The sequence below is a fragment of the Streptomyces anthophorae genome, from assembly GCF_049310305.1.
GTDB lineage: Bacteria > Actinomycetota > Actinomycetes > Streptomycetales > Streptomycetaceae > Streptomyces.
Window position 1 is genome coordinate 2,097,327 of sequence record NZ_JBLWQQ010000001.1, and the last position, 13,395, is coordinate 2,110,721.

The 13,395-nt window shown below is 69.6% G+C and carries 9 protein-coding genes; 6 read left to right on the forward strand and 3 right to left on the reverse strand.

Annotated features, from left to right (window positions below; translation table 11 throughout):
• Positions 1 to 69: 69 nt before the first annotated feature.
• Genes ACNYS0_RS09420 through ACNYS0_RS09440 form a run of 5 tightly spaced genes read left to right on the forward strand, consistent with a single transcriptional unit; the run spans position 70 to position 7,589 of the window.
• Positions 70 to 3,756 carry a nitrate reductase subunit alpha gene (locus tag ACNYS0_RS09420; RefSeq protein ID WP_422472260.1) on the forward strand — a complete coding sequence of 1,229 codons (3,687 nt, stop codon included), beginning with the start codon at positions 70 to 72 and terminating at the stop codon, positions 3,754 to 3,756.
• Positions 3,756 to 5,396, forward strand: a complete 1,641-nt coding sequence (gene narH, locus ACNYS0_RS09425) for a nitrate reductase subunit beta (protein ID WP_422472261.1) — start codon at positions 3,756 to 3,758, stop codon at positions 5,394 to 5,396. The genes ACNYS0_RS09420 and narH overlap by 1 nt, the downstream gene beginning before the upstream one ends.
• Positions 5,396 to 5,983: a nitrate reductase molybdenum cofactor assembly chaperone gene (narJ, locus tag ACNYS0_RS09430; RefSeq protein WP_422414709.1), complete on the forward strand. Its 588-nt coding sequence runs from the start codon at positions 5,396 to 5,398 to the stop codon at positions 5,981 to 5,983. Before narH ends, narJ begins: the two co-directional genes overlap by 1 nt.
• Entirely contained in the window at positions 5,980 to 6,702 is a 723-nt protein-coding gene (gene narI, locus ACNYS0_RS09435; RefSeq protein WP_422472263.1) for a respiratory nitrate reductase subunit gamma, read from the forward strand. Before narJ ends, narI begins: the two co-directional genes overlap by 4 nt.
• 23 nt (positions 6,703 to 6,725) lie before the next feature.
• Complete coding sequence (locus tag ACNYS0_RS09440; RefSeq protein ID WP_422472265.1) at positions 6,726 to 7,589, forward strand: helix-turn-helix domain-containing protein; 864 nt, start codon at positions 6,726 to 6,728, stop codon at positions 7,587 to 7,589.
• Positions 7,590 to 7,593: 4 nt separating this feature from the next.
• Here the strand turns inward: ACNYS0_RS09440 and dnaK are convergent, their stop codons facing one another.
• Positions 7,594 to 9,459, reverse strand: coding sequence for a molecular chaperone DnaK (gene dnaK / locus ACNYS0_RS09445; protein ID WP_422472267.1), 1,866 nt, complete (start codon positions 9,457 to 9,459; stop codon positions 7,594 to 7,596).
• A 96-nt stretch (positions 9,460 to 9,555) separates the two neighbouring features.
• The gene (locus ACNYS0_RS09450) at positions 9,556 to 9,984 is read right to left on the reverse strand and encodes an OsmC family protein (protein WP_399239590.1); all 429 of its coding nucleotides are present in this window, start codon (positions 9,982 to 9,984) and stop codon (positions 9,556 to 9,558) included.
• Between the two features lie 244 nt (positions 9,985 to 10,228).
• Between ACNYS0_RS09450 and ACNYS0_RS09455 the strand changes: the two genes are divergently transcribed.
• Positions 10,229 to 11,860 (forward strand): DUF6345 domain-containing protein, encoded by a 1,632-nt coding sequence (locus ACNYS0_RS09455; RefSeq protein WP_422472269.1) that lies wholly within the window; start codon positions 10,229 to 10,231, stop codon positions 11,858 to 11,860.
• A gap of 91 nt (positions 11,861 to 11,951) precedes the next feature.
• Here the strand turns inward: ACNYS0_RS09455 and ACNYS0_RS09460 are convergent, their stop codons facing one another.
• Positions 11,952 to 13,367: an amino acid permease gene (locus ACNYS0_RS09460; RefSeq protein ID WP_422472271.1), complete on the reverse strand. Its 1,416-nt coding sequence runs from the start codon at positions 13,365 to 13,367 to the stop codon at positions 11,952 to 11,954.
• Positions 13,368 to 13,395 lie beyond the last annotated feature (28 nt).

Consider the following 13,395-nt stretch of genomic DNA (forward strand, 5'->3'; position numbering starts at 1 on the left):
CCCGGCCGAGGTGTGGCACCGACACAACGCCATTAGCGTGCCCAGAACGGGATATCGAGGGAGCTGACGGTGACGGACACGACGCGCACCCCGACCGAGCCTGATGCCGCGCTGCTGCGCGCGGGGCGGTTCTTCCGGCGGGGGACGGCGGCACCGGACCTGCACAGCGTGCAGATCAAGGGCGGCCGGGACGGTGACGTCTTCTATCGGGACCGCTGGAGCCACGACAAGGTCGTGAATTCCACGCACGGCGTGAACTGCACCGGCTCCTGCCGGTGGAAGGTGTACGTCAAGGACGGCATCATCACCTGGGAGACGCAGCAGACGGACTATCCGAGCGTGGGCCCCGACCGGCCGGAGTACGAGCCGCGCGGCTGCCCGCGCGGCGCCGCGTTCTCCTGGTACACGTACTCCCCCACCCGGGTGCGCTACCCGTACATCCGCGGCGTGCTCGTGGAGATGTACCGGGAGGCGAAGGCACGCCTTCACGACCCGGTGCTCGCGTGGGCCGACATCCAGGCCGACCCGGAGCGGCGCCGCAGGTACCAACAGGCCCGCGGCAAGGGCGGTCTGGTGCGGGCCACCTGGGACGAGGCCGTGGAGATCATCGCCGCGGCCCATGTGCACACCATCAAGACGTACGGGCCCGACCGGATCGCCGGCTTCTCCCCCATCCCCGCGATGTCGATGGTGTCGCACGCGGCGGGGGCCCGCTTCCACTCGCTGATCGGCGCCCCGATGCTGTCGTTCTACGACTGGTACGCGGACCTGCCGGTGGCCTCTCCGCAGGTGTTCGGCGACCAGACGGACGTCCCCGAGTCGGGTGACTGGTGGGACGCCGCGTATCTGATGATGTGGGGGTCGAACGTCCCGGTGACCAGGACCCCGGACGCGCACTGGATGGCCGAGGCACGCTATCGCGGTCAGAAGGTCGTGGTCGTGGCGCCCGACTACGCGGACAACGCGAAGTTCGCCGACGAGTGGCTGCACCCGCATCCCGGGACGGACGGCGCGCTCGCGCTCGCCATGGGGCACGTCATCCTCAAGGAGTTCTTCGTCGACCGGCAGACGCCGTTCTTCACGGACTACGTCAAGAAGTTCACCGACCTGCCGTTCCTCGTCACGCTGGAGGAGAAGGACGGCGCGTACGTGCCGTCGAAGTTCCTGCGCGCCACCGACCTCGGCCAGGGCGGCGAGGGCGCCGAGTGGAAGACCGCGGTGCTCGACGAGGCGACGGGGCAGCCGGTCGTTCCGAACGGGTCGCTGGGCTTTCGCTGGACCGAGTCGGGCAAGGGCAAGTGGAACCTCGAACTGGGCAATATCCAGCCGAAGTTGAGCCTGCACGGATCGGACGTGGCGGGCGGCGTCGAGGTGCTGCTGCCGCGTTTCGACACCGACGGCGGCACGCACGGGCAGGGCCGCGGCGAGGTCGTGCGGCGCGGGGTTCCGGCGACCCGGCTCGGCGGGCAGAGCGGGCCGCTGGTGACGACCGTGTTCGATCTGCTGCTCGCGCAGTACGGCGTCGGCCGCGCGGGCCTGCCGGGCCAGTGGCCCACCTCGTACGACGACGCGGAGACGCCCGGCACCCCGGCCTGGCAGGAGATCCACACCTCGGTCCCGGCCGCCAAGTGCGTGAAGATCGCGCGGGAGTTCGCGGGGACCGCCGAGAAGTCGCGCGGGCGCTGCATGATCCTGATGGGCGCCGGCACCAACCACTGGTTCCACTCCGAGACCACCTACCGGGGCTTCCTGTCGCTGCTTCAGCTCACCGGCTGCCAGGGCAGGAACGGCGGCGGCTGGGCGCACTACGTGGGCCAGGAGAAGTGCCGGCCGGTGACCGGCTGGGCCTCGCTGGCCTCGGCCAACGACTGGTCGCGGCCGCCGCGGCAGATGATCGGCACCGGGTTCTTCTTCCTCAACACCGACCAGTGGCGCTATGACCGGTTCAGCGCGGACGTACTGGCGTCACCGCTCGGCAAGGGCGCTTTCGAGGGCATGACGGGCGCCGATGTGCTGTCCCTGTCGGCGCGTTCGGGCTGGATGCCCTCGTATCCGACGTTCGACCGCAGCTCGCTCGCGCTCGGCGCGCAGTCCGTGGAGGACACGGTCGCCGAACTCAAGGCGGGTTCACTGAAGTTCGCGTGCGAGGACCCGGATGCACCGGAGAACTGGCCGCGGGTGATGACCCTGTGGCGGGCAAACCTGTTGGGCTCTTCCGCGAAGGGCGCCGAGTACTTCACCAAGCACCTGCTCGGCACGCACTCCTCGCTGCGCGCCGAGGAGGCCTCCCCCGACGAGCGCCCCACCACGGTGGCCTGGCGCGACGAGGCCCCCGAGGGCAAGCTCGACCTGCTCACCTCCCTCGACTTCCGGCAGACGTCCTCGACGCTCCTGTCGGACGTGGTGCTGCCCGCGGCGACCTGGTACGAGAAGCACGACATCGCCTCCACGGACATGCACCCCTACGTGCACTCCTTCACCCCGGCCGTGGACCCGCCGTGGCAGGCGCGCAGCGACTTCGACACGTTCAAGGCGCTCGCCCACAAGCTCAGCGAGCTGTCGGCACAACACCTGGGTGTGCAGCAGGACTTGGTCGCGACGCCCCTCCAGCACGACACCCCGGGGGAGATCGCGCAGCCCGGCGGCGTCGTCCTCGACTGGCGCAAGGGCGAGTGCGAACCGGTGCCCGGCAGGACGCTGCCGAACCTCACGGTCGTCGAGCGCGACTACACGGCGATCGGCGCGAAGTTCACCGCGCTCGGCCCGCTGGTCGAGCAGTTGGGCCTGCCCGCGAAGGGCATCGCGCTCAAGCCCGACCAGGAGGTCACGGAGCTGCGCGAGCGCAACGGCACGGTGCGCGGCGGACCGGCCGACGGCCGCCCGTCCCTGGACACGGCGGTCAAGGCGGCGAACACCATCCTCGCCCTGTCCGGCACCACCAACGGGCGCCTCGCCACGCAGGGCTTCCACACCCTTGAGGCCCGTACGGGCCAGGAGATGGCGCACCTGTCCGCCGAGCACGAGGGCAAGCGCATCACGTACGCGGACACGCAGGCCGCGCCCGTCCCGGTGATCACCTCGCCGGAGTGGTCGGGCAGCGAGTCCGGCGGGCGCCGCTACACGGCGTTCACCCTCAACACCGAACACCTCAAGCCCTGGCACACCCTGACGGGCCGCCAGCACTTCTTCATCGACCACGACTGGATGCACGAGCTGGGCGAGGCGATGCCGATCTACCGGCCGCCGCTCGACATGAACCGGCTGTTCGGCGAGCCACGGCTGGGCCCGGACGGGGAGAAGGAGGTGACGGTCCGCTACCTCACCCCGCACAACAAGTGGTCCATCCACTCCGAGTACCAGGACAACCTGTTCATGCTGGCGCTGTCCCGCGGCGGCCAGTCCATCTGGATGTCCCCGCAGGACGCCGATTCGATCGGCGTCAAGGACAACGACTGGATCGAGGCCGTGAACCGCAACGGCGTCGTCGTCGCCCGCGCGATCGTCTCCCACCGCATGCCGGCCGGCACGGTCTACATGCACCACGCGCAGGAGCGCACCGTCAACGTGCCGAAGGCGGAGGCGAGCGGCAAGCGCGGCGGCATCCACAACTCGCTCACCCGGCTGATCCTCAAGCCGTCCCATCTCATCGGCGGCTACGCCCAGTTGAGCTGGGCGTTCAACTACCTCGGCCCGACGGGCAACCAGCGCGACGAGGTCACGGTCATCCGCCGCCGCTCCCAGGAGGTCCAGTACTGATGCGCATCATGGCTCAGGTCGCGATGGTCATGAACCTCGACAAGTGCATCGGCTGTCACACCTGCTCGGTCACCTGCAAGCAGGCGTGGACCAACCGCAACGGCATGGAGTACGTCTGGTTCAACAACGTCGAGACCCGTCCGGGGCAGGGCTATCCGCGCCGCTACGAGGACCAGGAGAAGTGGCGCGGCGGCTGGGAGCTGAACAAGAAGGGCGCCCTGAAGCTGAAGGCCGGCGGCCGGTTCAAGAAGCTCGCCGGCATCTTCTCCAACCCGAAGCTGCCGGAGATCAAGGACTACTACGAGCCCTGGACCTACGACTACAAGAACCTCACCGACGCCCCGCTGGGCGACGACTATCCGGTCGCCGAGCCCCGCTCCCTCATCAGCGGCAAGCCGATGAAGATCGAGTGGTCCTCGAACTGGGACGACAACCTGGGCGGTGCGACCGAGCACGGCGATCTCGACCCGATGGTGGAGAAGACCCGCGAACAGGCCGCGGAGAAGGTCAAGTTCCAGTTCGAGCAGACCTTCATGTTCTATCTGCCGCGGATCTGCGAGCACTGCCTCAACCCGTCGTGCGTCTCGTCCTGCCCCTCGGGCGCGATGTACAAGCGGGTGGAGGACGGCATCGTCCTCGTCGACCAGGACTCCTGCCGCGGCTGGCGGATGTGCGTCACCGGCTGCCCGTACAAGAAGGTGTACTTCAACCACCGCACCGGCAAGGCCGAGAAGTGCACGCTCTGCTATCCGCGCCTGGAGGTGGGGCTTCCGACGGTCTGTTCCGAGACATGTGTGGGGCGGCTCAGGTATCTGGGTGTCATCCTCTACGACGCCGACAAAGTGACGCAGGCCGCGTCCTCACCCAACGAACACGACCTGTACGAGGAGCAGTTGGGCATCTTCCTCGATCCGGAGGACCCCGCGGTGCAGCGGGCCGCCGAGGAGGCGGGCATCCCGTTCGACTGGATGGAGGCGGCCCGGCGCTCGCCCGTGCACGCGCTCATCAGCAAGTACAAGGTGGCGCTTCCACTGCACCCGGAGTACCGGACGATGCCGATGGTCTGGTACATCCCGCCGCTCTCCCCCGTCGTCGACGCGCTCACCGAGACCGGGCACGACGGCGAGGACCACGCGAACCTGTTCGGCGCGATCGACACGCTGCGCATCCCGCTGGAGTACCTGGCGGAGATCTTCACGGCGGGCGACGTGACCCCGGTCCGTGCCTCCCTGGAGAAGCTGGCCGCGATGCGCTCCCACATGCGGTCCATCAACCTCGGCGACCTGCCCGACGGTTCGATCGCCGAGTCCGTCGGCATGTCACCGGACGAGATCGAGGACATGTACAAGCTGCTCGCCATCGCCAAGTACGAGGACCGGTACGTGATCCCGACCGCCGCGGTCGGCGACGCGCAACGCCTGGAGGAGTCCGCGCTGCCGGCGGACACCTGCTCGCTCGACCACGAGGGCGGGCCCGGCATGGGCGGCGAGGGGCCCTTCGGCGGCGACTCCGGGTCGACGGTCGCGGACGGCCGCAAGCTGCTGCCCGTCGTCTCCGTCGAGAACTTCCAGCTCAGCAAGGAACGGCAAACCGCTGACAGTACGGACAGCACAGCCGGCATCCACCAGGAGGACAGCTGATGACCGACCGGACCTCCCTGCTCCTTCAGGCCTCGGCGCTGTGTCTCACGTACCCCGACGAGGAGTTCTACCAGCGGCTCCCGCTGATCCGCGCGGCGGCGCCGCCGCTCGCCCCCTTCGTCGAGCACGCCGAGGCCACGCCGATGCAGGATCTGGCGGCCCACTACGTCCAGGTCTTCGACTTCAAGAACCGGCACAGCCTGTACCTGACGTGGTGGCGCGACGGGGACACCCGGAGGCGCGGCATGTCCCTGGTGCGGATGAAGGAGGTCTACCGGGAGCACGGCATGGAGTTCACCGGCGAAGAACTCCCGGACTTCCTGCCGGCCGTCCTCGAATTCTCCGCGCAGGAGGGCACGTTCCTGCTGGAGGAGAACCGGGCCGGCCTCGAACTGCTGCGGTTCGCCCTCACCGACCACGGCACCCCGTACGCCACCGTCCTCAACGCGGTGTGCGCCGCCCTGCCCGGCCCCTCCCCCAAGGACCGGGCCGAGGCACAGGCGCTCGCCCGCTCGGGACCGCCCCAGGAGAACGTCGGCCTCGAACCCTTCGCACTCCCCCTCCTCGAAACGGAGCACGCCAGGTGAACACGGCGATCTGGGGTGTCCTGCCCTACGTAGCGTTCGTCCTGCTGATCGCGGGCACCGTCTGGCGCTACCGCTACGACAAGTTCGGCTGGACGACGCGCTCTTCGCAGGTCTACGAGTCGAAGCTGCTCAACATCGCGTCACCGATGTTCCACTACGGCATCCTCTTCGTGCTCGTGGGGCACATCGTCGGCCTGTTCATCCCGGAGTCGTGGACCGAGAAGGTCGGCGTCAGCGAGCACACGTACCACATGTTCTCGCTGATCGGCGGCACCTTCGCGGGCGTGCTCGCCCTCGTGGGCATCGCGATGCTGGTCTACCGGCGGCGCACCAAGGCGCCGGTGCTGCGCGCCACGACGCGCAACGACAAGGCCATGTACGTGTTCCTGCTCGGCGCCCTGGTCCTCGGCATGGTCGCCAAGCTCACGCACTCCGGCGGCAACGGCTACGACTACCGGCAGACCATCGCCCCGTGGTCGCGCAGCCTGTTCACGCTGAGCCCCGATGTGACGCTGATGGACGGGGTGCCCGTGCTCTATCAGATTCACGCGGTAGTGGGCATGCTCCTGATCGCGCTGGTACCGTTCACCCGGCTCGTGCATATGTTCAGCGCGCCGGTGCAGTACCTGTTCCGCCCGTACGTCGTCTACCGCAGCCGCGACCCGCGGCGCCTCGGCGCACGCCCGGAGCGGCGGGGTTGGGAGCGCACCGGCTCCTAACTCGTGGGGGGGGACGTACCAAGGTGAGTGAACGTCGCCCCGCGCCCACCGTCGGCCAGGTCGTCCTCGGCCGCAGGCTGCGTGACCTGCGCGAGGCCCGCGGGCTCAAGCGCGAGGAGGCGGCCCGGCCGCTGCGCGTGGCGAGCGCGACGATCCGCCGGATGGAGACCGCCGAGGTCGCCCTCAAGATCCCCTACGTGCAGATGCTGCTGGAGCAGTACGAGGTGCCCGAGCGGGAGATCGAGGCCTTCGTGGCGCTCGCCGAGGAGGCGAACCTGCCGGGCTGGTGGCAGCGGTTCCACGACGTGCTGCCCGACTGGTTCAGCCTGTACGTCAGCCTGGAGGGCGCGGCCTCGATGATCCGCGCCTACGAACCGCACTTCGTGCCCGGCCTGTTGCAGACCGAGGAGTACGCGCGCGCCGTCTTCGACGCCGGTACGGTGGGCCGCTCCCGGCCCGACGAGGTCGACCGCCACATCGACCTGCGCATGGCCCGCCAGTCACTGCTCGACCGGGAGGACTCGCCGCACCTGTGGGTCGTCATGGACGAGACGGCGCTGCGGCGCACGCCCGGCGGCCCCGACGTGCTGCGCGGCCAGCTGGACCGGCTGATCGAGGTGGTGCGGCGTCCCAATGTGACGCTTCAGATCGCGGAGTTCGCCTCGGGCCCGCACCCCGGCACGTTCGGCCCGTTCACCCTGTTCCGGTTCCCGGTGAGGGAACTGCCGGACATGGTCTACAGCGAGTACGTGACCGGGGCCCTGTACCTGGACGTGCGGGACGAGGTCGGCATGCACCTGGAGGTCCTCGACCACCTGGTGGCGCAGGCGGCCGGGGCCGAGCGGACGCTGGAGATCCTGAAGCGGGAGCGCGAAGCCCTCGGGTGACCGGTCAGGGCTTGTCGTCGTCCACGATCTCGGCGTCGACCACGTCGTCGTGCGCGTCCTTCTCCTGCGAGGCCCGCTCGCCGGACGGCGGCGCGTCCTCCTGGGACGAGGAGGCCGCCTGGTACATCGCCTGCCCCATCCGCTGGCTGACCTCCGCGAGCTTCCTTGATCCCTCGCGCAGCTCCCGCGTGTCGGCCTCCTTGGATTCGAGCACGGTCTTCAACTCCCTGACGGCGTCCTCGACTTCGGTCCGGGAGTCGGCGGGGACGCGCTCCTCGTTGTCCCGCAGGAAGCGCTCCGTCTGGTAGACGAGCTGCTCCGCCTCGTTGCGGACCTCGGCCGCCTCGCGGCGCGTGCGGTCCTCCTCGGCGTGCGCCTCGGCCTCCCGCATCATCCGGTCGATCTCGTCCTTCGGCAGTGCCGAGCCGCCGGTCACCGTCATCTTCTGCTCGCGCCCCGTGGCGAGGTCCTTGGCGCCGACGTGCATGATCCCGTTGGCGTCGATGTCGAAGGTGACCTCGATCTGCGGCACACCGCGCGGCGCCGGGGGCAGTCCCGTCAGATCGAAGACGCCCAGCTTCTTGTTGTACGCGGCGATCTCCCGCTCGCCCTGGAAGACCTGGATGCCGACGGAGGGCTGGTTGTCGGCCGCGGTCGTGAAGATCTCCGAACGGCGGGTGGGAATGGTCGTGTTGCGCTCGATGAGCTTGGTCATCACGCCGCCCTTGGTCTCGATGCCGAGGGACAGCGGGGTGACGTCGAGCAGCAGCACGTCCTTCACGTCGCCGCGGATGACGCCCGCCTGGTAGGTGGCGCCGACGGCCACGACCTCGTCGGGGTTGACGCCCTTGTGGGGATCCTTGCCGGTGAGTTCCTTGACGAGGTCGGTGACGGCGGGCATCCGCGTGGACCCGCCGACCAGGATGACGTGGTCGATGTCCTTCAGCTCCACGCCCGCGTCCTTGACCGCCTGATGGAAGGGCTTCTTGCAGCGGTCGAGCAGGTCTCCCGTGAGTTCCTGGAGTTGGGCCCGCGTCAGCTTCTCGTCCATGTGCAGGGGGCCGGCCGCCGAGGCCGTGATGTAGGGCAGGTTGATGTTCGTCTCGCTCGACGAGGACAGCTCGATCTTGGCCTTCTCGGCGCCCTCGCGCAGCCGCTGCACGGCCATCTTGTCGCCCGCGAGGTCGATGCCGTGGGCGTTCTTGAACTGCCGCACGAGATGGTCGACGATCCGCTGGTCCCAGTCGTCGCCGCCGAGCTGGGTGTCTCCGTTGGTGGCCTTGACCTCGATGACCCCCTCGCCCATCTCGAGCAGCGACACATCGAAGGTGCCGCCGCCCAGGTCGAACACGAGGACCGTCTGCTCCTCGCCCTTGTCGAGGCCGTACGCGAGCGCGGCGGCGGTCGGTTCGTTGACGATGCGCAGCACCTTCAGGCCCGCGATCTCGCCGGCCTCCTTCGTGGCCTGGCGCTGCGCGTCGTCGAAGTAGGCGGGCACGGTGACGACGGCGTCGGTGACGTCCTCGCCGAGGTACGACTCGGCGTCGCGCTTGAGCTTTTGCAGGACGCGCGCGGAGAGCTCCTGGGCGCTGTAGCGGTGCCCGTCGATGTCCCCGGTGTCGGGGAAGCGCCAACTCCCGTCCCCCATGTGCCGTTTGACGGAGCGGGCGGTCCGCTCGACGTTCGTGACGGCCTGTCGCTTGGCGACCTCGCCGACGAGCACCTCGGCGCTCGACGTCCTGGCGAAGGCGACGATCGAGGGGGTGGTGCGCGCGCCCTCCGCGTTGGCGATGACGGTGGGTTCACCGCCCTCCAGGACGGCCACCACCGAGTTCGTCGTACCGAGATCGATACCTACCGCACGCCCCATGACGCGTCCCCTTTTCCGCTTTCTCCGCGAAGGCCCGCTCACGTCCGGATCCAGCACAGGGCGTGAGCGGGCCTACGTCAAGAGCGCGGTGGACGCTCAGCCGCCCAGCTTCGCGGTGAGGGTGATCGTCGTGCCGGTGAGCGCCTGGCTCACGGGGCAGTTCTTCTTGGCGTCCTCGGCCGCGGCCTGGAAGCCCTGCTCGTCGAGGCCGGCGACGGTGCCCTCGACGGTGAGGTGGATGCCGGTGATGCCCTCGCCCGGCTGGAACGTCACGTCCGCGGAGGTGACCAGCTTGGTGGGCGGGGTGCCCGCGCCGGTCAGACCGTTGGAGAGCGCCATGGAGAAGCACGAGGAGTGCGCGGCGGCGATCAGCTCCTCCGGGCTGGTCTTGCCGTTCGCCTCCTCGGCGCGGGACGGCCAGGACACCGGCTGCTGCCCGATGCCGGACGAGTCGAAGGTGACGGTGCCGTTGCCCTCGAACAGGTTGCCTTCCCACACGGTGTGGGCGGAGCGGGTCGTTGCCACGGGGGGTCCTTTCCGGGTTTGTAGGTGTACGTGTGCCGTTCCATACGACCACACACGGGGTGGCGGGGTCTTGTTTGCGGGAGCCGTGGTTGCGGATTCGGGGCTCTGCCCCGGACCCCGCGACTCAATCGCCGGCGGGGCTTTCTTTGTGGCTGGAAAGCGCGCTGGGCAAGTCGGCACCGCGGTGACACTTTGAGGCCCCCCGCCCAGGGGGGTCCCACGGGGATTCGCAGGGGGTCTGACCATGCGCATGATCTACGCGGACCGAGGTCCGTCACCACTGGAGACCGGGAAGCCGGGTGCGACCGACCGGGACTCGACGTTCGGCTGGTGGGGTGCGTTCAGCATCCAGAAGTTCGTCAACCAGAACCCGCTCTCCCACACGCACGAGGACGCGACCGGCTGGCTCGCGTACCTCCAGCAGTTCTACGACCGCAACTTCTGGTTCGCCGACAACGGCGTACAGGTTTGGGCGTACGAGGAGACGTACGACAACTGGCAGGACCGGTACGGCGTGGACGCCGTGTGCGCCGTCTACCACTCGGGGCACGGCGGCATGGACGGCAACGGGGTGTTCTTCGCGCCGCTCGGCGGCACCTGGGACAACCGCTCGGACGCGATCTCCAACCGGATGGCGTTCGGCAACGAGAAGGCCAACTACGTGTTCTGGTCGACGTGCAACTCGCTGCGCGTCCTCGACGGGCACTCCCCCGTCCGTACGTGGGCGGGACCCAACCTCGGTTCCCGGATGATCTTCGGGTTCGAGACGACGAGCATCGACAGCCCGGACTACGGCAAGAAGTTCTGGGAGAAGTGGCGGGCCGGGCAGACGTTCTGCGACGCGTGGCTGAACGCGAGCTGGGACATCTACCACGGCCAGGCGCCGTCGGTGTGCGCCACCGGTGCGACCCAGGCGGAGGCGCAGAACCGGCTGAACTCCGAGCGCAACTTCTACCGGGACCACGTGCCCGACAGCTGGTACGCGTGGCGCTGGTACTACGCGCGCCAGGGGCTGCGCGATCCGCTGACGCAGGCGCCGGAGACCCCGCAGACCGTGCAGCTGGCGCCGCGCGACCCGAGCGCGGAGCTCACGAAGCTCGGCGAGCTCGCGCACTTCCCGGCCGCGGCGCTGCAAGAGGTGCAGGTCGAGCGGCAGGGCGTGCTCAGCGCGAGCTCGGGCGACCGGTTCATCTCGACGGCGCCGCAGGCGGTGCGTTGGGTGAAGCTCGCCGAGGCCAACCACCGCAACACGCGGCAGCTTGCGACCGAGCGCGCGGTCGAGATCGCGCAGCGGTTCGTGCAGGAGCACAACACCGGCGGCATCGAGCTGGTCGTGGACGGTGTGCACGACCTGATGCAGAACAGCGGCAAGAAGGACGGCTCGCAGATCGGTGAGCCGGTCTCCCTCCAGACGCACGTCACCTTCCGGCAGGTCTTCGACGGCGTACCGGTGATCACGCCGGGCCGCGGCGAGTTCCGCGTCGCGCTCGACAACGACGGCACGGTCGTCCAGGCGACCCTGTCGACGCGTACGCCGACGGGCGACACACGCACCCCGGCGTCCGCGGTCGCGCCGCCGTCCGGCAAGGGTCAGCAGGCGCTGGCCTCGCCCGGTTCGCGCGACCCGCGCCAGGCTCTCGACGAGGCGCAGCAGCGGCGCATCGGCCATCTCACGGCGATGGCCGCCGACAGCGAACGGTCGGCGGCCGACATCGAGGCCGAGCTGGAGATCAGGGACGTACCCGGGTCCCTCGAGGTCGGCTACGAGATCGAGGGCAACGAGGCGTACCCGGCCGCCCGCAAGCTGATCGAGATCGGCTCGCGGGACAGCATGTTCAAGACACAGCGCTGGGTGGTCGCACCGCTGGCCAGGTAGGTGACCCGGTCAAGCCCCGCCGGCGATTGAGGCGCGGGGCCCGGGGCGGAGCCCCGCGACCGCGCCTCGCCGGAGGGGCTTGACCGACGCGTCAGGACACCGCCGCGTCGCCCGTTCCCTGCGCAGCGCCACGCTTCTTGCGGGCCGCCATCCACGCGTAGACGAGGACGCCCACGAACAGGAAGACGACACCCTGGTAGACGGCCGCGTAGCCGGCGCCGCCGACCAGCCACATCGAGAAGCCGAACGCGGCGAGCGCGAGCGTCATGTCGCGCGCGAGGCGGCCCTTGCTCACCCGGTGGCCCTGGCCCGACAGCAGGAAGTAGATCTGCGCGGCGGTGGCGAGGAGGTACGGGACCGTCGCCGTGAACGTCGTGATGAGCACGAGGGACTCGAAGACGCCCTCGGAGCCCGCCGTGTAGTTGTAGATGGTCAGGAGCGAGGCGAGGGCGACGCCGACGAGCACGCCGAACGTCGGGACGCCGCGCTTCTTGCGGGCGAACGCGGCCGGGAACAGGCCGTCCTTCGCGGGGGCGTACGGCGCCTGCGCGGAGAGCAGCGTCCAGCCGTTGAGCGCGCCGAGGATCGAGACGACCGCGGCGACGGCGACCGCCGTGCCGCCCCAGGAGCCGCCGAACATCACGTTGACGGAGTCGGTCATCGGCGCGGTGGAGTCCACCAGCTTGTCGTGGGCGACGGTGCCGAAGACGGAGACCGTGCACAGCAGGTACACGAGGGCGGCGAGCGCGGTGCCGAGGACCGTGGCGCGGCCGACGTTGCGCTCCGGGTCGCGGACCTCGCCCGCGCTCATGGAGGCGGACTCGACGCCCAGGTAGCTGAAGAGCAGGATCGCGGCGGACGCCGAGATCGCGCCGACCGGGGAGCCGCCGTCCGCCTGGAACGGGCCGAGGTTGTCGGCGTCGAAGAAGAACAGGCCGCCGACGGCGACGAGCACCAGCGGCGCGAACTTCAGGACGGTGGAGACGAGCTGGACGGCGCCGACGTAGCGGGTGCCCGCGAGGTTGGCGAGCGCGGGCAGCCACTGGCAGGCGAGCGCCGCGACGATCGTCCAGAACGTCGAACCGTGGATCGGCAGCAGCACGTCGAGGTAGCCGACGGCGGCGACGGCGAGCGCCGCGTTCGACACCCACGAGGTGATCCAGTAGCTCCACGCGGCGAGGAACCCGGCGAAGTCGCCGAAGGCCTCGCGGGCGTAGACGTAGGGGCCGCCGGTCTGCGGGTGCCGCTTCGCGAGCCGGCCGAAGACGAGCGCGAGGGCGATGGCGCCGACCGTCAGGACGCCGAAGGCGACCAGCGAGATCGTGCCGTAGGGGGCCACGGACGCGGGCAGCAGGAAGATGCCGCCGCCGATGATGTTGCCCATGACCAGGGCCGTCGCGATGGGGAGACCGAACCTGCGGGCGTGCTTGCCGTCGCGGCCCTCTGCGTTCCGGTCGTCCGCTGTCGGCGTCGTCTCGGGAGCGGGGGCAGTCCCGGTGTCGAGCATGGGGGGAAGTGCCTCTCGATATGTGCTG

Excerpts from the sequence above, each read along its gene's own strand:
- ACNYS0_RS09460 (WP_422472271.1), bottom strand. The coding sequence starts at position 13,367 with ATGCTCGACACCGGGACTGCCCCCGCTCCCGAGACGACGCCGACAGCG.
- narJ (WP_422414709.1), top strand. The coding sequence starts at position 5,396 with ATGACCGACCGGACCTCCCTGCTCCTTCAGGCCTCGGCGCTGTGTCTC.
- narH (WP_422472261.1), top strand. The coding sequence starts at position 3,756 with ATGCGCATCATGGCTCAGGTCGCGATGGTCATGAACCTCGACAAGTGC.
- ACNYS0_RS09455 (WP_422472269.1), top strand. The coding sequence starts at position 10,229 with ATGCGCATGATCTACGCGGACCGAGGTCCGTCACCACTGGAGACCGGG.
- dnaK (WP_422472267.1), bottom strand. The coding sequence starts at position 9,459 with ATGGGGCGTGCGGTAGGTATCGATCTCGGTACGACGAACTCGGTGGTG.